This is a genomic window from Streptomyces sp. NPDC002680, from assembly GCF_042889145.1.
Taxonomy (GTDB): domain Bacteria; phylum Actinomycetota; class Actinomycetes; order Streptomycetales; family Streptomycetaceae; genus Streptomyces; species Streptomyces adonidis.
This window is the reverse complement of the sequence record NZ_JBIAQP010000002.1, coordinates 509,725-531,187: the sequence shown is the minus strand read 5'-3', so window position 1 is coordinate 531,187 and position 21,463 is coordinate 509,725. Positions and strand designations below refer to the sequence as shown.

Sequence of the window (21,463 nt, the reverse complement as noted above, 5' to 3'; positions counted from 1 at the left end):
GTCCAGCGGTCACCGCATCAGCACCCCGGCCCCCTCCCCCACGTCCTCCGAAGGCACCGCCACCAGCCCCATCTCCGCGCTCGACGCCAGCAGCCGATGCGCCGGCAGGATCCGCACGGTGTATCCGTAGGGCCCGGTCCGATGCAGGGACAGCGGCCCCTCGTACAGCCAACGCCCTTCCAGATCCGGCCCGCCGACCGGCTTCAGCGGGACCGTCGACGCGTCGGTGATGCTGTCCTCCGAGTCGACCCGCCCCGAGACCGCCTGGACCTCGACGTCGTCCGGGGCGAGTTCACCTAGCCCCACCCGCACCCGGAGCGACAGCGTGCTCCCCAACTCGGCCGTCAGGGAGGGGGCCGAGGTCTCGACGTGGTCGACCGTCACCGTGTGCCAGGCGCGGCGGACCCTGGACTTCCAGGCCGCCAACTCCCTTGCCGTGTCCGGGGTCATGGTGCGGTGGGCGCGCGCGGCGGGCGCGTACAGCCGCTCCACGTACTCCCGCACCATGCGGCCCGCCAGCACCTTCGGGCCGAGGTGGGTGAGGGTCTCGCGGACCATCTCGATCCAGCGGTCGGGCAGGCCCGTCTGGCCGTGCTCGTAGAAGCGCGGGGTCACGCGCTGTTCGAGGAGGTCGTACAGGGCCGCGGCCTCGACGTCGTCCCGGTGGTCGGGGTCCGTGCCCGTGCCGTCCGCCGTGGGGATCGCCCAGCCGAAGTCGGGCCGGAACCATTCGTCCCACCAGCCGTCCAGGACCGAGAGGTTGAGACAGCCGTTCAGGGCCGCCTTCATCCCGCTCGTCCCGCACGCCTCCAACGGACGCAGTGGGTTGTTCAGCCAGATGTCGCAGCCCGGGTACAGCTTCTGCGCCATCGCCATGCCGTAGTCCGGCAGGAACACGATCCGGTGGCGGACCCGTGGGTCGTCCGCGAACCGCACCAGCTCCTGGATCAGCCGCTTTCCGCCGTCGTCCGCCGGATGCGCCTTGCCCGCGACCACGATCTGGATCGGCCGTTCGGGATGCAGCAGCAGATCGAGAAGCCGGTCCCGGTCGCGCAGCATCAGCGTCAGGCGTTTGTACGAGGGGACCCGGCGCGCGAATCCGATCGTCAGGACGTCCGGGTCGAGCACCCCGTCGATCCAGCCCAACTCCGCCGTACCGGCGCCGCGTTGACGCCAGGAGGCCCGCAGCCGTTCCCGTACCTCCACCACCAACTGCTCGCGCAGGGACCGTCGTAGCTCCCAGATGTCCTGGTCCGGGATGTCCGCGACCGCGTCCCACCGGTCCGAGCCGCCGACCGTCAGCGCGTCCTCGGTGCGCTCCGCGCCGATCTGCTTGGCCCCGAGCCTGAACACCTCCGGCGCGACCCAAGTGGGCGCGTGCACACCGTTGGTGACCGAGGTGATCGGGACCTCGGCGGGGTCGAAACCGGGCCACAGCCCCGCGAACATCTCCCGGCTGACCTGCCCGTGAAGGAGGGACACACCATTTGCCTGGCGGCCCAACCGCAGCCCCATCACCGCCATGTTGAAGAGGTTCGGCTCGCCGCCCGGGTACGTCTCCATGCCCAGACTCAGCACGCGTTCCACGTCGATGCGCGGGAGTTCGGCGTCGGAGCCGAAGTGGCGGGCGACCAGTTCACGGTCGAATCGGTCGATGCCGGCCGGGACGGGCGTGTGCGTCGTGAAGACGGTCCCCGCGCGCACAGCCTCAAGACCGGCCTCGAAGTCCAGCCCCTTGTCGCAGAGTTCGGCGATCCGCTCCAGGCCGAGGAAGCCCGCGTGGCCCTCGTTGGTGTGGAACACCTCGGGGGCGGGATGGCCGGTGAGCCGGCAGTACGTCCGGACCGCGCGCACTCCGCCTATGCCGAGCAGCATCTCCTGGAGGAGGCGGTGTTCGCTGCCGCCCCCGTACAGCCGGTCCGTGACGCCCCGTTCACCGAGGTCGTTCTCCTCCACGTCCGAGTCGAGGAGCAGCAGCGGCACCCTGCCCACCTGTGCCAGCCAGACCCGGGCCCGCAGCGACCTGCCGCCGGGCAGCGCCAGGGAGACCTGGGCCGGGGAGCCGTCGGATTCCTTGAGGAGGGCGACGGGGAGTTCGTTGGGGTCGAGGACCGGATAGGTCTCCTGCTGCCAGCCGTCCCGGGAGAGGGACTGCCGGAAGTAGCCGTGCCGGTACATGAGTCCGACGCCGATCAGCGGTACGCCGAGGTCGCTGGCCGACTTCAGATGGTCCCCGGCGAGGATGCCGAGACCGCCGGAGTACTGCGGGAGGGCCGCCGTGATGCCGAACTCGGGAGAGAAGTAGGCGATGGCGGCGGGAAGTTCGGCTCCCTCCTGCCGAGTCTGCGTCTGGTACCAGCGGGTACCGGTGACGTAGTCGTGGAGGTCGTCGGCGACCGCGGTGAGGCGGCGCAGGAAGCGGCGGTCCTCGGCGAGTTCGGTGAGCCGCTCGGGCGAGAGGCCGCCGAGGAGCCGTACGGGGTCGCGGTCCGCGTCGGCCCAGTGTTCGGGGTCGACGGACTGGAAGAGTTCGCGGGTCTCCGCGTGCCAGGACCAGCGCAGATTGCGGGCCAGGTCGCTGAGGGGCCGGAGGGGTTCGGGGAGAACGGGACGGACGGTGAACCGACGGATCGCCTTCACATTCCACCTCGGTGGTCGTGCGTCATGTCAAGCCTTACAAGGACGCACGGCCGTGTGCGTCCGTCATCAACCCCATGACGGTATCGGGGCGGAGGCGTACGAACCACGGGGCGTGGCGGGCGTCCACACGGCAGTGGCCAGGCGCCGCACGGACGATATGGCCGGTTCCACCCCCGTAGGCCACCTTGTAACACTTCTCCCCGCACGAGAGGCTGCCCAGAAGGCCGCCCGGCGTTGGCGGCCGAGGAGGGGGAACTCCAACCATGAAACGGACGCGCACAAGACGCCTGCGCTGGGCGGCGGGCCTGACCGCCGTGACCACGGCCTTGGTGCTTTCGGCCACCGCACCGGCCCAGGCCGCCCCACAGGGGCACATAGTCGGCGCCGGTGAACCCGGCTCCGTCGACGGAAGTTACCTGGTCACACTCAAGGGAGGTACGGCGGCCCCGTCGGCGGACGGCAAGAGACTCGCCGCGGAGTACGGGGCGAGAATAAGCCACACCTACAGCACCGTCCTGAACGGCTATGCCATCCAGGCCGACGAGAGACAGGCCAGGCTCCTCGCGGCGGACTCCCGCGTGGACTCGGTCGTCCAGGACACCCGGATCACCTACGACCAGAGCACGACGTACAGCGAGGAAACGGCGTACGCGCTCGCCCGCAAGCGCGGCCAGCAGAACCCGCCGTCCTGGGGCCTGGACCGGATCGACCAGGCCGCGCTGCCGCTCGACGACGGCTACTCCTCGCCGGACTCGGCGGGCAAGGGCGTCACCGTGTACGTGATCGACACCGGCATCCGGATCTCGCACAAGGACTTCGGTGGACGGGCGAGCTACGGCTGGGACTTCGTCGGCGACGACAGATGGGCGGGCGACGGAAACGGCCACGGTACGCATGTCGCGGCGACGATCGCCGGGGCGGCCCTGGGCGTCGCGAAGAAGGCGAAGGTCGTCTCCGTACGTGTCCTCGACGACGCGGGCGGCGGTACGACGGCGCAGGTCATCGCCGGTATCGACTGGGTGACGAGGCATGCCAGGAAGCCCGCCGTCGCCAATGTGAGCCTCGGCGGCTACCGCAACACCCAACTGGACGCGGCGGTACGGAACTCGATCGCGTCCGGGGTGACGTACACGGTCGCGGCCGGGAACGACGGGGCGTCGGCGGCGTCCTACTCCCCGGCCGCCGTCAAGGAGGCGATCACGGTCGGCGCGACCGGCTGGACGGACGCCCGGGCCGCCTTCTCGAACTGGGGATCGACTCTGGATCTGTTCGCCCCGGGTGTCTCGATCACCTCGGCGTCGTACGCGAGCGACACGGGCCGGGTGGTGTTCTCCGGTACGTCGATGGCGGCGCCGCACGCGGCGGGCGCGGCGGCCCTCTACTTGGCGGAACGACCGAAATCCCGGCCGGCGCAAGTCGCCAAGGCGCTGACGTCCCTGGCGACGACCGGGAAAGTCTCCGACAAGCGGGCCGGTTCACCGAACAAACTCCTGCGGATACCGCTCTCTTAGGGGCACTGTGCCGTCGTCGGCCCCGTCCGCCGGAGGGGGCCGACGACGTTCACGGACCTGGCTGATCCTGGGTGCAGACATACGCGCGAGTAGTTAGCAAAGTGCCGGATTGCCCACCCGAATAGGGTGGGAAGGCTCCCCCGGTACACGACTCAGTACGCCCCGCTGGACACCCCTCCCCACATCCATCCGCCCACCCACGTTGACGCGGACAGGAGCGGTCATGCCCGCCACGCACCACTCGGCACCACCCCCGACCCCCACCACCACCGGCATACCCCCGACGGACACCCCCGTCCCGCCGGCAGCACATCAGGGGACACCCTCCCCTGCCCCGGAGAAACCCTCCCCGGCCCCGAAGACGCCCTCCGCCGCTCGGTCCACGGCTCCGGAGACGTCCTTCGTTGCACGGGCCACAGCTCCGGAGAAACCCTCCAGCGCCGGTCCGACACCCCCGGACACACCGCCGACCACCGCTCCGGCAGCCCCCGGCACGCCCTCAAGCACCGCGTCGGCCGCCCCCGACACGCCCTCCGGCGCTGCTTCGACAGACCCGGACACACCCCTCGCCGCCGCTCCGCCGCCCGAGGACACCCCGGCCGGGGGGAGTCGACCGACGTCGAACACCCCGGCCACCACCGGCCAACGCGCCTCGAAGACGCCTCCCGCCGCCGCCCCGTCGACCGCGAACCCCACGCGGGTCACGAGTCCGGCCCCGGAACCCCGGCCCCTCTCCGTTCCCGCCCCCCTCACCGAGGACACCGCAGTCGGCCGTATCCCCGTCCTGGACGTACGTCCCCTCGTCCTGAACGGGCGGCGCCCGGCCAAGGCAGTGGTCGGGGAGGCCTTCGAGGTGTCGGCCACCGTGTTCCGCGAGGGCCATGACGCCGTCGCCGCGAACGTCGTGCTCCGGGATCCGAAGGGCCGCGCCGGCCGTTGGACGCCGATGAGTGAGCTCGCCCCGGGCACCGACCGCTGGGGCGCCACCGTCGAGGCCGACGCGCCCGGTGAGTGGACGTACACCGTGGAGGCGTGGGGCGATCCGATCAGCACCTGGCGGCACCACGCGGGGATCAAGATCCCGGCCGGGATCGACACGGAGCTGGTGCTGGAGGAAGGCGCGCAGCTGTACGAGCGTGCCGCCACCGGCGTACCGAAGAACAAGGGCAAGCGGGAGGTGATCCTGACCGCCGCCGAGGCCCTCCGGGACACCGAACGCCCACCGGCGGCCCGGCTCGCGGCGGCCCTCACACCAGCCGTGAACAAGGTGCTGCGCCGGCATCCCCTGCGTGAACTGGTCACCGTGAGTGAGCCGTTGAAGCTCGTCGTGGAGCGGGAGCGGGCCCTGTACGGGGCCTGGTACGAGTTCTTCCCCCGCTCCGAGGGGACGCCCGCGCAGCCGCACGGGACGTTCCGCACCGCCGCGCGGCGGCTGGCGTCGATCGCCGCGATGGGCTTCGACGTCCTCTACCTCCCCCCGATCCACCCCATCGGCCACACCTTCCGCAAAGGCCCCAACAACACCCTCTCCGCCACCCCGGAGGATGTCGGCGTGCCGTGGGCGATCGGTTCCGAGGCCGGCGGGCACGACGCCGTCCACCCCGACCTCGGCACCCTGGACGACTTCGACTTCTTCGTCGCCGAGGCCGCCCGCCACGGCCTGGAGATCGCCCTCGACTTCGCCCTCCAGTGCTCCCCCGACCACCCCTGGGTGCAGAAACACCCCCAGTGGTTCCACCACCGCCCGGACGGCACGATCGCGTACGCGGAGAACCCGCCGAAGAAGTACCAGGACATCTACCCCATCGCCTTCGACGCCGACCTCCCCGGCCTCATCGCGGAGACGGTGCGCGTCCTGCGGCACTGGATGGACCACGGCGTGCGGATCTTCCGCGTCGACAACCCGCACACCAAACCCGTCGTCTTCTGGGAACAGGTCATCGCGGACATCAACCGCACCGACCCCGACGTCATCTTCCTCGCCGAGGCCTTCACCCGGCCCGCGATGATGCACACCCTCGCCCAGACCGGCTTCCAGCAGTCCTACACCTACTTCACCTGGCGCACCACCAAACCCGAACTCACCGAATACCTCACCGAACTGTCCGGTGACCCGGCCGCGTACATGCGCCCGAACTTTTTCGTCAACACCCCCGACATCCTCCACGCGTACCTTCAGCAGGGCGGGCGTCCGGCATTCGAGGCCCGCGCCGTCCTGGCCGCCACCCTCTCCCCCACCTGGGGCGTCTACAGCGGCTACGAACTCTGCGAGAACACCCCTCTGCGCGAGGGCAGCGAAGAATACCTGGACTCCGAGAAATACCAACTGCGTACCCGTGATTGGGAGTCGGCGGAACGTGACGGACGTAGCATCGCGCCATTGATAGCCACGCTCAACGCGATCCGACGGCGCAGCCCGGCCCTGCGGCAGCTGCGCGACCTCCATTTCCACCACGCGGATCAGGAGGCGGTGATCGTCTACTCGAAACGCCGGGGATCGAACACGGTTCTGGTGGTCGTGAACCTCGACCCTCACCACACCCAGGAGGCGACGGTCTCGTTGGACATGCCGCAACTCGGCCTGGACTGGCACGAGTCCGTGCCGGTACGCGACGAGCTGACCGGCGAGACCTACCCATGGGGCAGGACGAACTATGTGCGCCTGGAACCGGGCACTCGCCCCGCGCACATCCTGACCGTCCTGCGACCGTCCACCCCGCAGATCGGAGGGTCACCCACAACATGATCGTCAATGAGCCTGTCCCGGACACCTTCGAGGACACTCCCGCCAAGGACCGGGACCCCGAGTGGTTCAAACGCGCCGTCTTCTACGAGGTCCTCGTCCGCTCCTTCCAGGACAGCAACGGCGACGGAGTCGGCGACCTCAAGGGCATCACCGCCAAACTCGACTACCTCCAGTGGCTCGGCATCGACTGCCTCTGGCTGCCGCCCTTCTTCAAGTCACCCTTGAGGGACGGGGGCTACGACGTCTCCGACTACACCGCCGTCCTCCCCGAATTCGGTGACCTCGCCGACTTCGTCGAGTTCGTCGACGCCGCCCACCAACGCGGCATGCGCGTCATCATCGACTTCGTCATGAACCACACCAGTGATCAGCACCCGTGGTTCCAGGAGTCGAGAAACGACCCCGAAGGCCCGTACGGCGACTACTACGTCTGGGCCGACAAGGACGACCAGTACCAGGACGCCCGGATCATCTTCGTCGACACCGAGGCCTCCAACTGGACCTTCGACCCGGTCCGCAAGCAGTACTACTGGCACCGCTTCTTCTCCCACCAACCGGACCTCAACTACGAGAACCCGGCGGTCCAGGAGGAGATCATCTCCGCACTGCGGTTCTGGCTCGACCTGGGCATCGACGGCTTCCGCCTGGACGCGGTCCCGTACCTCTACCAGGCCGAGGGCACCAACTGCGAGAACCTCCCGGCGACGCACGACTTCCTGAAGCATGTGCGCAAAGAGATCGACGCCCACTACCCGGACACCGTGCTGCTGGCGGAGGCGAACCAGTGGCCCGAGGACGTCGTCGACTACTTCGGCGACTATCGGAGTGGCGGCGACGAGTGCCACATGGCGTTCCACTTCCCGGTCATGCCGCGCATCTTCATGGCCGTCCGGCGGGAGTCGCGCTATCCGGTCTCGGAGATCCTCGCGAAGACCCCGGCCATTCCCTCGAACTGCCAGTGGGGCATCTTCCTGCGCAACCACGACGAGCTGACCCTCGAAATGGTCACCGACGAGGAACGCGACTACATGTGGGCCGAATACGCGAAGGACCCGCGTATGCGCGCCAACATCGGCATCCGGCGGCGGCTGGCCCCGCTCCTGGACAACGACCGCAACCAGATCGAGCTGTTCACCGCCCTGCTGCTGTCGCTGCCCGGCTCGCCGATCCTCTACTACGGCGACGAGATCGGCATGGGCGACAACATCTGGCTGGGCGACCGCGACGCGGTGCGTACGCCGATGCAGTGGACCCCGGACAGGAACGCAGGCTTCTCCTCCTGCGACCCGGGCCGTCTCTTCCTGCCCACGATCATGGACCCGGTCTACGGCTACCAGGTCACCAACGTCGAAGCGTCGATGTCGTCGCCGTCCTCGCTCCTGCACTGGACCCGGCGCATGATCGAGATCCGGAAGCAGAATCCGGCGTTCGGGCTCGGCTCGTACACCGAACTGCCCTCCTCCAACCCGGCCGTGATCGCCTTCCTGCGCGAACACAAGGACGACCTCGTCCTGTGCGTCCACAACTTCTCCCGCTTCGCCCAGCCGACGGAGCTGGACCTCCAGGCCTTCAACGGCGCCCACCCGGTCGAGCTGATCGGCGGAGTCCGCTTCCCCGCGATCGGTGAACTCCCGTACCTGCTCACCCTCGCCGGTCATGGGTTCTACTGGTTCAGGCTGCGCAAGGACGCGAAGGACGCCACGAAGGACACCAAGTAGTACACGTGGTCACCATGTAGTACGCGTGGTCATATGTGCCGAACCCCGGCGGGCCGGTTTCTCCCGTCCCGCCCGGGGCACGCATCAGTCACACCCCGCCTCCGGGGAAAGGACGCGACGCCATGTCGGAAGCCGCCACCCGCTCCGCCACGACAAGTCCCGACCTCCTCGTGTCCCTTGATCCGCTGCTGCGGGAATGGCTGCCGAGACAGCGCTGGTTCGCCGGCAAAGGACGCCCGGTCACCGGGTTCTCCCTGGTGGCGGCCACCGAACTGCTGCCGGTCACGGCACAGCTGGGCCTGTACCACCTCCTCGTACGCGCCCATCAGCCCGCGCAGGGCCCAGGGGACTGCTACCAGCTCCTCATAGGCATACGCGAGGCGCTGCCGCCCCGGCTGGCGCCCGCGCTGATCGGCCATGTGGACCGGGGCCCGCTGACCGGACGCACGGTGTACGACGCCCTGTACGACGCCCGGCCGGCCGAAGTGCTCCTGGAGGCGATGCGCACCCGGGCCCGGATCGGCGCCCTGCGCTTCGACCGGGACGGGAGCGGCGAGGGTGACGACGGTGAGGGCGAGATACCGGTGGGGCTGGTGGCCCGGGTGGTGACCTCGGAGCAGTCCAACTCGTCGATCGTCTACGGAGATACGTTCATCCTGAAACTGCTCCGCCGGGTCGTACCGGGTGTCAACCCCGACCTGGAGCTGCCGCTGGCGCTGGCCCGCGAAGCCTGCCCCCGGGTCCCGGCTCCGGTGGCGTGGATACGCGCCGACGACCCCGAGGCGACCCAGACCCACCACGACATGGCCGCGAGCGCCGAGGACAGCTACGTACTCGGCGTCCTCCAGCCCTTCGTACGGGGTGCCGCCGACGGCTGGGAGCTGGCGTTGCGCGAGCTGGCCAAGGGGGAGGACTTCAGCGAGGAGGCGCGGGCGCTCGGGCGGGCCACCGCCGAGGTGCATCTGGCGCTCGCCCGCGCTCTGCCGACCGTGACCCTGGGGCACGCGCAGCTGCGCCCGCTGGTCGACGGCATGATCGAGCGCCTGGACGCGGCGATCCAGGCGGTGCCGGCCCTGCATCCGTACGGGCCCGGTCTGCGCTCGGCGTACGAGGCGCTGGCCGACCTCGCCGCCGAGGGCCAGACCTGGACGGCGCAGCGGATCCACGGGGATCTGCACCTCGGGCAGTGTCTGCGGTCGCCGTCCGGTGAGTGGTCGCTGATCGACTTCGAGGGCGAACCGTCGAAGCCGCTCGCGGAACGGCGGCTGCCGCAGCCCCCGGCCCGGGACATCGCGGGCATGCTCCGCTCCTTCGACTACGCGGCCCACTCGCTCCGCCCCCACCATCCCGGCTGGGCGGCGATCTGCCGGGCCGCGTACTGCGCCGGGTACGCGGAGACCAGCGGCCGGGACCCGCGTACCGATCCGGTGCTGCTACGGGCGTACGAGACGGACAAGGCGGTGTACGAGGTGGTGTACGAGGCACGACACCGCCCCGACTGGCTGCCGGTGCCGATGTCGGCGGTACACCGGCTGGCCGCACCCGACTGACCTCCCGCCTCGCTCCCCGCCCCGCCCGGTTCCACCTCATCCTCGGAGGCCCCCGCCCGTGACCCCGCGCCACCCGTCCAGCGGCCCCAAGAAGAAGACGTCCGCGAAGAAGGATCCCGAGAAGAAGAACGGGAAGACGAAGGCGGCGAAGAAGTTGGAGCAGAAGAAGCCGGAGGCGGAATTGAAGGCGAAATCGGCACCGCAGGAGCCCGCCCCGCAGCCGGTCGAGTCCGCTCCCCAGAGCCCTGCCTACGAAGGCCCCGCCCCCGAGGACGCCGTGGCCGTCGTCCCCCTCGCCTCCCCCGCGATGGACGCCTCCGACCGCGAGCGGCTGCTGGCCGGCACACATCACGATCCGCACTCCGTCCTGGGCGCGCACGAGCTGCCGGGCGGGGTCGCGTTTCGGGTGCTGCGGCCGTACGCACTGTCGGTGACCGTCGTGTCCGGGGATCTGCGGACCGAGCTGCACGACGACGGGGACGGTTTCTTCTCGCGTGCGCTGCCGCTGCGGGGCGTCCCGGAGTACCGGCTGGTCATCGCGTACGACGGGCAGGTGGTGGAGACCGAGGACGCGTACCGGCTGCTGCCCGCGCTGGGTGATCTGGACCTGCATCTGATCGGCGAGGGCCGGCACGAGGAGCTGTGGCGGGCGCTGGGCGCCGAGCCGATGACCCACCAGGGCGTCACCGGCACCCGCTTCACCGTCTGGGCGCCCAACGCGCGCGGGGTACGGGTGACCGGGGGCTTCAACTTCTGGGACGGTACGGCGTATCCGATGCGTTCGCTGGGCGCGACCGGGGTGTGGGAGCTGTTCGTGCCGGGCATCGGCGAGGGCGAGCTGTACAAGTTCGAGATCACGCGCCCGGACGGTTCGAAGACGGTGCGGGCGGACCCGATGGCCCGCCGGACCGAGGTACCGCCCAACACGTCGTCCATCGTGCACAGTTCGCGCCACGAGTGGCAGGACGAGGAGTGGCTGACCCGGCGGGCGGAGACCCCGGCCCACGAGGCACCCTTCTCCGTCTACGAGATCCACCTGGCGTCCTGGCGCCCTGGTCTGACGTACCGTCAACTCGCCGAGCAACTCCCCGCCTATGTACGGGACATGGGCTTCACGCATGTGGAGCTGATGCCGGTGGCGGAGCACCCCTTCGGCGGCTCGTGGGGCTATCAGGTCACCGGGTTCTACGCACCGACGGCGCGTCTCGGCACTCCCGACGACTTCAAGTACCTCGTGGACGCCCTTCACCAGGCCGGTATCGGCGTACTGATGGACTGGGTTCCCGCTCACTTCCCGCGCGACGACTGGGCGTTGGCCGAGTTCGACGGGCGCACGCTGTACGAGCACGAGGATCCGCTGCGCTCCGCCCACCCCGACTGGGGAACCCTGGAGTTCGACTACGGTCGGCGGGAGGTCCGCAACTTCCTTGTGGCGAACGCCCTTTACTGGTGCGAGGAGTTCCACATAGACGGGCTGCGGGTCGACGCGGTCGCCTCGATGCTCTACCTCGACTACTCGCGCGAGCCGGGCCAGTGGGTGCCGAACGAGCACGGCGGCCGGGAGAACCTGGACGCGGTCGCCTTCCTCCAGGAGATGAACGCGACGGTGTACCGGCGGGTGCCTGGGGTCGTGACAATCGCCGAGGAGTCGACGGCGTGGGACGGCGTGACGCGGGCGACCCACCACACCGGCCCTGGCGGCTTCGGCGGCCTGGGCTTCGGGCTGAAGTGGAACATGGGCTGGATGCACGACTCGCTCGGCTACGTCCAGCACGACCCGGTCCACCGCAAGCACCACCACCACGAGATGACGTTCTCCATGGTGTACGCGTACAGCGAGAACTACGTGCTCCCCATCTCGCACGACGAGGTGGTCCACGGCAAGGGCTCGCTGGTGTCGAAGATGCCGGGCGACTGGTGGCAGCAACGGGCCAACGAGCGGGCGTACCTCGGTTTCATGTGGGCGCATCCCGGCAAGCAACTCCTGTTCATGGGCCAGGAGTTCGCCCAGGGCGCCGAGTGGTCGGAGGTGCACGGCCCCGACTGGTGGCTGCTGGACCCGGCGTATGGCGCGGAGCCGGACCACAGGGGCGTACGGGACCTGGTGCGCGATCTGAACACGGTGTACCGGGACACCCCGGCCCTCTGGCAGCAGGACACGCAGCCGTCGGGCTTCGAGTGGCTGGTCGGGGACGCGGCGGAGGACAACGTCTTCGCCTTCGTCCGCTACGACGCGGAGGGCACCCCGCTGATCTCCATCAGCAACTTCTCGCCGGTCGTCCGCCACGACTACCGCATCGGCGTCCCGGACACGGTCCCGGCCTGGCACGAGGCCCTGAACACGGACGCGTCCCGCTACGGCGGCGCCGACATCCACAACCCGGACCCGCTGAAACCTGACCCCCAGCCCTGGCACGGCCGCCCGACCAGCATCCACGTGACGCTGCCGCCACTGGCGACGGTGTGGCTGCGCCCGGCGTAGCCCCGACGGTTCCTAGGGCAGCGGGCCGGGAAGCCGGACCGTGACTCGGAGCCCGCCATCTGGGCCGGGGGCGAGGTCGAGGCTTCCGTCGTGGGCGCGGACGATGCTGTGCACGATGGCCAGGCCGAGGCCGGCGCCGACGTGCTCGTCGGTGCGTACGCGTTCCGTTCCGCGCTGGAAGGGCTCGGTGAGGGTCGACACCAGTTCCGGGGACAGGTGCCGGCCCGTGTTCTCGACCCGCAGCACGCTCGTGTCGTCGTACGCCTCGGTGTGGACCGTCACGGTGCCACCGTCGGGGAGGTTGTGGACGACGGCGTTCTGGACGAGGTTCGTGACCATCCGCAGCAGCAGCTCCGCGGAGCCGCTGGTCACGGCCGCCCCGCCGGTGACATCGCCGGTGACGTCGAGCGTGATCCGGCGTCGTTCGGCGAGCGGAAGGAGCGTCTCGGCGGCTTCCTCGGCGAGGAGGGAGAGGTCGACGCGCTCGCGGGTGAAGTCGCCGCGGTCGCCACGGCCGAGCAGCAGAAGGGCCTCGGTGAGGTCGATCGCCCGCGCGTTGACGACGTACAGGCGTTCGACGAGTTCGCCCCGGTCGCGCGTGGGGTCCTTGCGGGCGACGTCGAGGAGCGTCCGTGAGATGGCCAGCGGGGTGCGCAGTTCGTGGGAGGCGTTCGCGGCGAACCGCTGCTGCTCGGCGACATGGGACTCCAGTCGTTCGAGCATCGAGTCGAACGTGTCGGAGAGTTCACGGAACTCGTCCTGGCGGCCCTTCATCCCGATCCGGTGGGACAGGGACCCCTTCCCGGCCATCCGTGCCGCGTCCGTGATCCGGGTGAGGGGTGCGAGCATCCGGCCGGCGAGGATCCATCCGCCCAGGAGGCCGAAGACGAGGAGGAAGGCCAGTGCCGTGCCCGCGGCGGGGGCGAAGCCGCGCAGAAGCTCGGAGCGGTTGGGGCCGACGACGATCACGGCGCCGTACCGCTCCTGGAGGGCTCTGGGGTCGTTGGTCGGCAGCCAGCGCAGCACGAACACCCACATGACGGCGAGCAGGAGCGTCCCGGCGACGAAGAGGAATCCGGCGTAGCTGAGGGTGAGCTTGAGCCGGGCGCTGCGCCCTGGGCGTCTGTTCATCGGGCGTCTGCTCATGGGGCGTCTATTCATGCGTGCCGCCGGGGCGGGCGGTGTCCCTGCCTGCGTCGATCCGGTAGCCGACACCCGGCACCGTGGCGATGATCCAGGGTTCGCCGAGTCGTTTGCGCAGCGCGGAGACGGTGATGCGCACGGCGTTGGTGAAGGGGTCGGCGTTCTCGTCCCAGGCCCGTTCCAGCAGCTCCTCGGCGCTGACGACCCCGCCCTCGGCGGCGACGAGGACTTCGAGGACGGCGAACTGCTTACGGGTCAGCGCGACATAGCGGCCGTCGCGGAAGACCTCCCGGCGGAACGGGTCGAGCCGCAGGCCCACGATCTCGCGGACCGGGGGCCGGGCGTACGAGCGTCTGCGGTCCAGGGCCCTGAGCCGCAGGACGAGTTCCCGCAGCTCGAAGGGTTTGGTGAGGTAGTCGTCGGCGCCGAGTTCGAACCCGGAGGCCTTGTCGTCGATCCGGTCGGCGGCGGTGAGCATGAGGATCGGGATGCCGCTGCCGGAGGCGACGATCCGCCGGGCGACCTCGTCGCCGGAGGGGCCGGGGATGTCACGGTCGAGGACCGCGAGATCGTAGGAGTTGACGCCGAGCAGCTCCAGGGCGGTGTCGCCGTCACCGGCGATGTCGGCGGCGATCGCCTCCAGGCGCAGACCGTCCCGGACGGCTTCGGCGAGGTATGGCTCGTCCTCCACGATCAGTACGCGCATACCCGAAGCCTAGGCAGCGCGCGATATCGCCGGCGTATGCGCGGTACGAGTACGCCACCAGCGGCGCGACGCCAGCCCGGCCAGCAGCGCGCCGGTGGCGTTGACGAGGACGTCGTCCACGGAGGACACCCGGTCGAGCCGGAAGACGTACTGCGCGGTCTCGACCAGGACCGAGCAGCCCGCCCCGAGCGCCAGGACGCGCGGCACGGACGCCAGGGCCGCGAACCGCATCGGCGCGAAGAACCCCAGGGACGCGAAGACCAGCAGGTTGCCGACGATCCCGAGCGTCCCCATCGTGGCCAGGTCCCGCAGGGGTACGAGGCTCACCCGGGCGGGTGCGACGCCGGGCGCGGCGCCCGGCATCAGGGTCAGCCACAGGAACGGCACCGTCCCGTGGACCATGCCCACCTCGGCCAGCGACAGCCGCCACGCCGACGCGACCCCGGCGGCACGCCGACGGTACGCCAGAGCCCACGCCACCAGCGCGGCCACCGGCATCAGGACCAACGTCATGAGCACCACACCGTTGAAGGTGTCGTAGCAGCCGTGCCACCGCCCGGCCACGCACCTGGGTGCGGCCATCATGAGCGGCCCCCGGACGACGTACGCGGCACCCGCCAGGCCGAGAACCGCGAGACCGAGGAGCACGATGCCACGCGTGCGGCGGGGCGGTGCCGTCGGCAGAGATGCGTTGGAGTCCATGCCCCCATGGGAAACGACGGGCCGTTGCGGTGGCGTATCCGGTTTCCGATACGCCCGCGATACATGGACCCGCGGGTGTGGGCGTCACCGCCCGCCGAACATCAGCCTCCGGAGCGCCCCCAACAACCCCTTCACCTGACGGTCCCCACCGGAGACGACCGGCTCCCCCACTGTCTCGGTCTCTCCCCTCGGCCCGCCAACTCCCCGCCCCACTCCCCCACTCAGCTCGTACCGGACCGGCAACACCCGCAGCCCTCGCACCACCGGCCCCGACCGCCACGGCAACTGGTCGGCGGGCAGGGTCAGTTCCGCCTTGGCCAGGTGGTCGAAGATGCGTCCCACGGCCGTGGTCACGATCATCCCGCCCAACTCCCGTGCCGCACTGGGGCATTGGTGCGGCCCGGCGCCCCACCCCAGATGCGCCCGCGTGCTCACCGTCGAACCGACCATGTGGGACGCCCCGATCGCGATGAGATCCCGGTGCGCCGCTGCCGCCGACGGCGAGACGATGTCCCCGCCCCGGATCCAGAAGTTCCCCAACGGCACATCCCGCGCCGCGAACCGGAAGCACATGTTGGCCACCGGCGGATTCACCAGCGCCGCCCGGTTCACGGTCTCCCCGAGCTGCCCGGCCGACAGACTGCGCCGCACGGTCGCGTTCCCGCGCAGCACCTCAAGGAGCGTGTTCAGCACCATGTTCCCGGTGATGTCGTTGAGGTAGACCGCGTTCATGAACAGCTCGCGCCCCAACTGCTCGTCCGACAGGTTCGGGTCGGCGAGCAGCATGTACGACGTCAGGTCGTCCCCGGGCCGCGCGCGCCGATGGGCGGCCAGCCGGGTCATCGCGGCCAGCGCCCGCCCGGTCGCCGGCCCCGCGTCCGGTCCGCCGTCGAGCATCCGCCAGAGGTCCATGACGAGTTCGTCGCCCAGCTCGACCGGGCACCCGAACAGCTTCGTCGTCACCATCAGCAGCAACGGCCGTGTGTACTGCGCGCCCAGATCGGCGAACCCGGCCGTGCCCGACTCGGCCGCCAGCATCCCGATCAGCTCGTCGGCGTACCTAGAGACCGTCGCCCGCAGCTCCCAGCCCTGCGGGGTGTGTCCGTCCTGGAACGGCCGCATCGCCGCATGGTGGGTGTGGCGGGCGGCGAGATGCTCCTCGTCGTCCATGAACATGGTCTGCCGCACCTCGTATCCCGCGAGGAGCGGCCAGTCCGGGGGCAGTTGGCGCTGCGCCCGGGCCCGCCAGTACCGCACGTCCCGCCGCCAGACACTCTCGTTCCGCAGTACCTCCAGCACCTCGCGGTAGTCGAGAACCAGCCACACCGGTACGCCCATCAGACCCACCGGCGCCACGGGTCCGTAGGTGCGCCGCAGTCGGGCGTACACGCCGCCCGGGTCGGCGTCGAACTCCGACGTCAACAGCGGTTCCACAGGCAACGACTCAAGTGCCGGGCTGTCGGCCGGCGCGGTCGCGAAGGGATGGGCTTCCATACCGCCACGCATACCGCACCGGCCGTACACGAGCGGTGACCATGGCGCGAACTGTTACGCCTTGGTGACCCTTGGTGCACGGAACTCGCCGTCACGCCCCAGAAACAGACAGCGACACCGGCAACTCCCCCCGATACAGCACACCCACCCGCTGAGTGGCCCGGGTCAGCGCCACATACAGATCACTCGTGCCGAACGCCCCCGGCTCCACCACCAGCACGGAGTCGAACTCCAACCCCTTGGCCTGCCGGGGATCGAGCAGCACGACACCCCGCGTCAGATCGGGCTCGGCCCCCGCCTCGACGCCGTCCAGCCGCGCGGCCAGCTCCTCGTGCAGCGCGCGCGGAGCGATGACCGCGAGCCGCCCCTCGACGGGCGCCAGCTCCCCGACGGCCTTCTCCACGGCGGCAGCGAGTTCCTCAGGACCGATGTGCCGCACCCATGGCCGCACTCCGGTCGACCGTACGGAGGTCGGCGGCACGAAGTCCGGCCGCTCCGCCCGCACCACGGCAGCCGCTACGTCCATGATCTCGGCCGGGGTGCGGTAGTTGACGCCAAGCCGGGCGTGCTCCCAGCGGTCCTGGACGTACGGCGCGAGGATGTCCGCCCAGGCGCCGACGCCGCCCGGCTCGGCGGTCTGTGCGGGATCGCCGACCAGGGTCATCGAGCGGGTGGGGCTGCGTCGCATGAGGAGCCGCCATGCCATCGGCGACAACTCCTGTGCCTCGTCGACGATGATGTGCCCGAACGCCCAGGTGCGGTCGGCGGCCGCCCGTTCGGCGGCGCTCCGCAGGTCGTCTTCCTCGTGCCGCTCGGCGAAGCGTTCGGCGTCGATGATGTCGTGCGCGGAGAGGATTTCGGAGTCCTCCGCGTCCAAGTCCTCGAACTCATAGGTACGGGAGGCGTAGGATACGTCCAACACACCCTGTGCGTAGGCGACTTGGCTGCTGCGCTCGCGCTCCGCCCGGGCCCGCGACACCCGGTCGTCCTCGCCGAGCAGCTCGGCGGCCTCGTCGAGCAACGGTACGTCGGCGGTCGTCCAGGCCCGGGTGACGGGCCGCCGGATGGCATCGGCGTCGTCCTGCGACACGTACTCCTCGGGAGCGGCGAGGAAGTCGGCGACCAGCCGCCTCGGGCTGACGCGCGGCCACAACTGCTCGATGGCGGCCCAGACTTCACGGTTCTCGGCGAGGTCGTCGCGGATCTGGGTGAGGTCGCTGGGGTCGAGAAGATTGCTGCCGTCGTACGGATCGGTGCCGATGCGCTCCGCGACCATCTCGGTGAGCGTGTTGAGGATGTGCCCTTCGAAGTGCTCGCGCGCGACGTTGTGCGGCAGCTTCGCCTCGCGCGTCCGCTCCCGCGCGACGCCCACGAGCCCGGCGTCGAGCATGAGGACGTCTCGGTCGTGCTCGATCGCGATGACGGGGTCGGGCAGCCGCTGCCGGTCCCGTACGACGGCCGCGAGCACGTCGGCCATCTCGGCGCGCCCCTTGACGGTGGCGGCGCGGGCGATGTCGACGGCAGTGGCTTTGACGCCCGGGAACAACTCCCCAACGGTCGCCAGCAGCACCCCGGTCTCACCGAGGGAGGGCAGCACCTCACCGATGTAACCGAGGAAGGCGGGATTGGGCCCGACGATCAACACAGCCCGCTTGGCGAGGAGTTCACGGTGCTCGTAGAGCAGATAGGCGGCCCGGTGGAGCGCGACGGCGGTCTTGCCGGTGCCGGGTCCACCCTCGACGACCAGCACCCCTCGATGGGGCGCGCGGATGATCTCGTCCTGCTCGGCCTGGATGGTCTGCACGATGTCGTTCATCCGGCCGGTGCGGGCGGAGTCGAGCGCGGCGAGCAGTACGGCGTCACCGGAGGGGTCCTCGTAGCCGGTGCGGGTGTCGTCGCCGAGGTCGAGGATCTCGTCGTGCAGTCCGGTGACGCGGCGCCCGTCGGTGCTGATGTGCCGGCGTCGGCGCAGCCCCATCGTGGTGTGCCCGGTGGCGAGATAGAAGGGCCGGGCGACCTCGGCCCGCCAGTCGATGAGCAGCGGGGTGCGTTCGGTGTCGTCGGCGCGCAGTCCGATACGGCCGATGTGGTGGGTGATGCCGGAGGTGAGATCGATCCGCCCGAAACAGAGCGACCCGTCGACGGCGTTCAGAGCGGCGAGCAGCCCCGACCGCTCGGCGACGAGCACGTCCCGTTCGAGCCGGGCCTGCATCGGCGTACTGCCCTGCGCGAGCGCGTCCGTGACGGAGTGCTCGGTGTCGCCGCGCAGGACGTCGACACGGGCGTAGAGCCCGTCGACGAATTCCTGCTCACTCCGCAATTCATCGTGAGTTGATTCCGCGTTTGCGCCCCTGTTTGACAATTCCGCTCCCGCTCGGATATACTCTGCTCATTGAACTTCTCCGCGACCCGACCGAATAAACTTCGACAAAGTCGCGAACCATCGAATATACGCAAAGAAATCCCCCGAGCGCAATCGCTCGGGGGATTTCTTCGTTTCCGGGACTCAGCGGAACTCGTGGACCACCTGGATCTCGCCGACGATGTGGGCGTTGAACTCGTCCAGCTCCTCGGCGGGCACCCACAGTTCGAGGATCGTCCGCCCGCCCGCCTGCTGGACGGGGAACCGGCTCACGTAGGCCGAGTCGACCTCGAACCGCGTCACGAAGCCGGCGCCGTCGTGCTTGACGTTCCAGTCCCGCGCGATGCCGATCGCGTACTCCTCGTTGAGGACGGGGTAGAAGATCGGCTGCTCGGGCAGCCGCGGCGGCCAGGCACGCCAGTTCAGCTCGCGGACGAGGTCCAGCTCCTTGGGGCCGGTCGGCCGCCACAGGGTCGTGGTCATGGGCATGGGAGTAGCTCTCTGCCAGGTCGGTGCGTGTCGAAGGACGTCAGAGTACGTCGGACAGCTCCTCCAGCAACCTTCTTTTCGGGCGGGCCCCCACCATCGACCGCACCGGCTCCCCGGCCCGGAAGACCATGAACGTCGGCATGGACAGGACCCGGTACGCGTTCGTCGTCAGGGGGTTCATGTCCACGTTCAGCTGGACCACCTTCAGGCGGTCCGACTCCTCCGCCGCGAGGGCGGTCAGTACCGGGGCCATCTGGCGGCACGGTGGGCACCAGTCCGCCGTGAACTCGACCAGGACCGGCAGGTCCGCTCCGAGCACCTCCGTCCCGAAGTCCGTGTCCGTCACCTCGGGCACGCCCGTTGCCTTGGTCATCGTGTTCGTCCTCCCCACTCGCATGCCGGCTCCGGGCCACCCGGAACCGCCGTCGCCTCGGCCGCCAGTTCGTCGCGGGCCCGCTCGGCCCGCGTCAGCTGTTCGCCGACCTTCGCCCGGACCGACCGCAACTCGCCGATCAGCGCGTCGAGTTCGTCCAGCTTGCGGCGGTAGACGGCGAGCGACGCGGGGCAGGAGTCGCCCTCCGGGTGGCCTGCCCGCAGACAGTCCACGAAGGGCCGGGTCTCCTCCAGGTCGAACCCGAAGTCCTGGAGCGTCCGGATCTGCCGGAGCAGTTTCAGGTCGTCCTCGTCGTAGGCGCGGTAGCCGTTGTCCGTACGCCGCGCGGGCAGCAGCCCCCGTGACTCGTAGTACCGCAGGGTCCGTGTGGTGGTCCCGGCCCGCGCCGCCAGCTCCCCGATCCGCATGCCGATTCGCATGCGTACGAACGTAGTCCTTGACGTCGGCGTCAAGGCAAGGCCGCCTGTCGCGCGGGCCCGGGACGACCGACGGTGGCTCGGCCAGATGTCCTATTACTTCCCCTTCGGAACCGGCTGGTACGCCAGAAGAATTATGATCGCAAGGTCCGCTACGGGGAGGAACATCATGCGCGACGTATTGGTCATCGGCGGCAATCGCTATTTCGGAAAGCGGCTCATCGACCGGCTGCTCGCGGCCGGAGACCGGGTCACCGTTCTCAACCGGGGTTCCGCTTCCCCGCCCACCGGCGCAATTCACCTCGTCGCCGACCGCGACGACGAAGCCGCCCTGAATTCCGCTCTCGGTGACCGTACCTTCGATGCCGTCGTCGACCAGGTCTGCTACACCCCCCGCCAGGCGGCGATCGCCCGGCGCGTCTTCGCCGGCGGCCGTACCCGCCGCTATGTGATGACGTCGACGATCGAGGTGTACGAGTACGAGGACTCCCTCGTCTACGAGGATGCCGTCGTCCCCGTGCGCGAGGACGCCGTCGATCCGCGTACCGTCCCCGTCGACCTCGAACTCCCCTGGGACCGGGCGGAGTTCCGCGACACGCACTACGGCGAGGGCAAGCGCCAGGCCGAGGCGGTCTTCGCGGCCGACGGTACGGAGTCCCCGTACACCTGGACCTCCGTGCGTGTCGCCCATGTCCTGGGCGGGAACGACGACTTCACCGGCCGGCTCGACCACTACGCCACCCGTATCCGGGCCGGCGCACCGATCGCCGTACCGACCGAGAACCGGCCCGCGACCTACATCCACGTCGAGGAGATCGCCGACTTCCTGTTCTGGGCGGTGGGCCAGGACTTCACCGGGCCGGTCAACGCGGCCTCCCACGGACTGCTGACCACCGAGGAGTTGTGCGCGGCGGTGGCCCTGCACATCCCGGGCGGCAGGACCGTCTTCCAGAACGTCGACGTCGGCGAGATCTCGCCGTTCTCCTTCGCCCGCTCGTACGGCATGGACAACTCCCGTGCCACCGGACTCGGTTTCACCTTCGGCCACGTACAGAAGTGGCTGCTCCGCGCGGTCGCCGAGACACTCGGCCCCGATGCGGACTCCGTCTC

Annotated in this window: 14 protein-coding genes and 1 pseudogene; 6 read left to right on the top strand and 9 right to left on the bottom strand. The window is 69.9% G+C overall.

Annotated elements, in window-relative coordinates:
- Positions 1-9: 9 nt before the first annotated feature.
- On the bottom strand, positions 10-2,640 hold the full coding sequence (locus ACFYXF_RS08925; protein ID WP_389348866.1) for a glycosyltransferase family 1 protein: 2,631 nt from the start codon (positions 2,638-2,640) through the stop codon (positions 10-12).
- 263 nt (positions 2,641-2,903) lie between these two features.
- On the opposite strand from ACFYXF_RS08925, the gene ACFYXF_RS08920 reads away from it, so the two are divergent.
- The 5 genes from ACFYXF_RS08920 to glgB all read left to right on the top strand — a co-directional run bounded on the left by ACFYXF_RS08920 (position 2,904) and on the right by glgB (position 12,647).
- Entirely contained in the window at positions 2,904-4,151 is a 1,248-nt protein-coding gene (locus ACFYXF_RS08920) for a S8 family peptidase (protein ID WP_389348865.1), read from the top strand.
- A 223-nt stretch (positions 4,152-4,374) separates the two neighbouring features.
- Positions 4,375-6,897 carry a maltotransferase domain-containing protein gene (locus ACFYXF_RS08915; RefSeq protein ID WP_389348864.1) on the top strand — a complete coding sequence of 841 codons (2,523 nt, stop codon included), beginning with the start codon at positions 4,375-4,377 and terminating at the stop codon, positions 6,895-6,897.
- Complete coding sequence (gene treS / locus ACFYXF_RS08910) at positions 6,894-8,615, top strand: maltose alpha-D-glucosyltransferase (protein WP_389348863.1); 1,722 nt, start codon at positions 6,894-6,896, stop codon at positions 8,613-8,615. Before ACFYXF_RS08915 ends, treS begins: the two co-directional genes overlap by 4 nt.
- Before the next feature lie 122 nt (positions 8,616-8,737).
- Positions 8,738-10,165 (top strand): maltokinase, encoded by a 1,428-nt coding sequence (locus ACFYXF_RS08905; RefSeq protein ID WP_389348862.1) that lies wholly within the window; start codon positions 8,738-8,740, stop codon positions 10,163-10,165.
- 58 nt (positions 10,166-10,223) lie between these two features.
- On the top strand, positions 10,224-12,647 hold the full coding sequence (gene glgB, locus ACFYXF_RS08900) for a 1,4-alpha-glucan branching enzyme (protein ID WP_389348861.1): 2,424 nt from the start codon (positions 10,224-10,226) through the stop codon (positions 12,645-12,647).
- A 12-nt stretch (positions 12,648-12,659) separates the two neighbouring features.
- On the opposite strand, the gene ACFYXF_RS08895 is transcribed toward glgB, so the two are convergent.
- The 8 genes from ACFYXF_RS08895 to ACFYXF_RS08860 form a co-directional block, all read right to left on the bottom strand.
- Positions 12,660-13,778: a sensor histidine kinase gene (locus tag ACFYXF_RS08895; protein ID WP_389348860.1), complete on the bottom strand. Its 1,119-nt coding sequence runs from the start codon at positions 13,776-13,778 to the stop codon at positions 12,660-12,662.
- 22 nt (positions 13,779-13,800) lie between these two features.
- Positions 13,801-14,496, bottom strand: coding sequence for a response regulator transcription factor (locus ACFYXF_RS08890; protein WP_389348859.1), 696 nt, complete (start codon positions 14,494-14,496; stop codon positions 13,801-13,803).
- 9 nt (positions 14,497-14,505) lie between these two features.
- Entirely contained in the window at positions 14,506-15,198 is a 693-nt protein-coding gene (locus tag ACFYXF_RS08885) for a VanZ family protein (protein ID WP_389348858.1), read from the bottom strand.
- Between the two features lie 84 nt (positions 15,199-15,282).
- Entirely contained in the window at positions 15,283-16,692 is a 1,410-nt protein-coding gene (locus ACFYXF_RS08880) for a cytochrome (protein WP_389348857.1), read from the bottom strand.
- A gap of 91 nt (positions 16,693-16,783) precedes the next feature.
- Positions 16,784-19,012, bottom strand: a complete 2,229-nt coding sequence (locus tag ACFYXF_RS08875) for a HelD family protein (protein WP_389348856.1) — start codon at positions 19,010-19,012, stop codon at positions 16,784-16,786.
- A 186-nt stretch (positions 19,013-19,198) separates the two neighbouring features.
- Positions 19,199-19,543: a hypothetical protein gene (locus tag ACFYXF_RS08870; RefSeq protein WP_389348855.1), complete on the bottom strand. Its 345-nt coding sequence runs from the start codon at positions 19,541-19,543 to the stop codon at positions 19,199-19,201.
- Between the two features lie 40 nt (positions 19,544-19,583).
- Positions 19,584-19,916: a thioredoxin family protein gene (locus tag ACFYXF_RS08865; RefSeq protein WP_389348854.1), complete on the bottom strand. Its 333-nt coding sequence runs from the start codon at positions 19,914-19,916 to the stop codon at positions 19,584-19,586.
- Positions 19,913-20,344 (bottom strand): MerR family transcriptional regulator, encoded by a 432-nt coding sequence (locus tag ACFYXF_RS08860; RefSeq protein WP_389349015.1) that lies wholly within the window; start codon positions 20,342-20,344, stop codon positions 19,913-19,915. Before ACFYXF_RS08860 ends, ACFYXF_RS08865 begins: the two co-directional genes overlap by 4 nt.
- A gap of 178 nt (positions 20,345-20,522) precedes the next feature.
- Here ACFYXF_RS08860 and ACFYXF_RS08855 point away from each other — a divergent pair.
- Positions 20,523-21,443, top strand: a pseudogene (locus ACFYXF_RS08855) (NAD-dependent epimerase/dehydratase family protein); the annotation flags it as partial.
- Positions 21,444-21,463: the final 20 nt, after the last annotated feature.

Bases quoted from the DNA above. Each gene is read 5' to 3' on its own strand.
- ACFYXF_RS08880 (WP_389348857.1), bottom strand. From the start codon at position 16,692: ATGGAAGCCCATCCCTTCGCGACCGCGCCGGCCGACAGCCCGGCACTT.
- ACFYXF_RS08915 (WP_389348864.1), top strand. From the start codon at position 4,375: ATGCCCGCCACGCACCACTCGGCACCACCCCCGACCCCCACCACCACC.
- ACFYXF_RS08905 (WP_389348862.1), top strand. From the start codon at position 8,738: ATGTCGGAAGCCGCCACCCGCTCCGCCACGACAAGTCCCGACCTCCTC.
- ACFYXF_RS08885 (WP_389348858.1), bottom strand. From the start codon at position 15,198: ATGGACTCCAACGCATCTCTGCCGACGGCACCGCCCCGCCGCACGCGT.
- ACFYXF_RS08890 (WP_389348859.1), bottom strand. From the start codon at position 14,496: ATGCGCGTACTGATCGTGGAGGACGAGCCATACCTCGCCGAAGCCGTC.
- treS (WP_389348863.1), top strand. From the start codon at position 6,894: ATGATCGTCAATGAGCCTGTCCCGGACACCTTCGAGGACACTCCCGCC.
- ACFYXF_RS08895 (WP_389348860.1), bottom strand. From the start codon at position 13,778: ATGAACAGACGCCCAGGGCGCAGCGCCCGGCTCAAGCTCACCCTCAGC.
- ACFYXF_RS08870 (WP_389348855.1), bottom strand. From the start codon at position 19,543: ATGCCCATGACCACGACCCTGTGGCGGCCGACCGGCCCCAAGGAGCTG.
- ACFYXF_RS08860 (WP_389349015.1), bottom strand. From the start codon at position 20,344: ATGCGGATCGGGGAGCTGGCGGCGCGGGCCGGGACCACCACACGGACC.
- ACFYXF_RS08920 (WP_389348865.1), top strand. From the start codon at position 2,904: ATGAAACGGACGCGCACAAGACGCCTGCGCTGGGCGGCGGGCCTGACC.
- ACFYXF_RS08865 (WP_389348854.1), bottom strand. From the start codon at position 19,916: ATGACCAAGGCAACGGGCGTGCCCGAGGTGACGGACACGGACTTCGGG.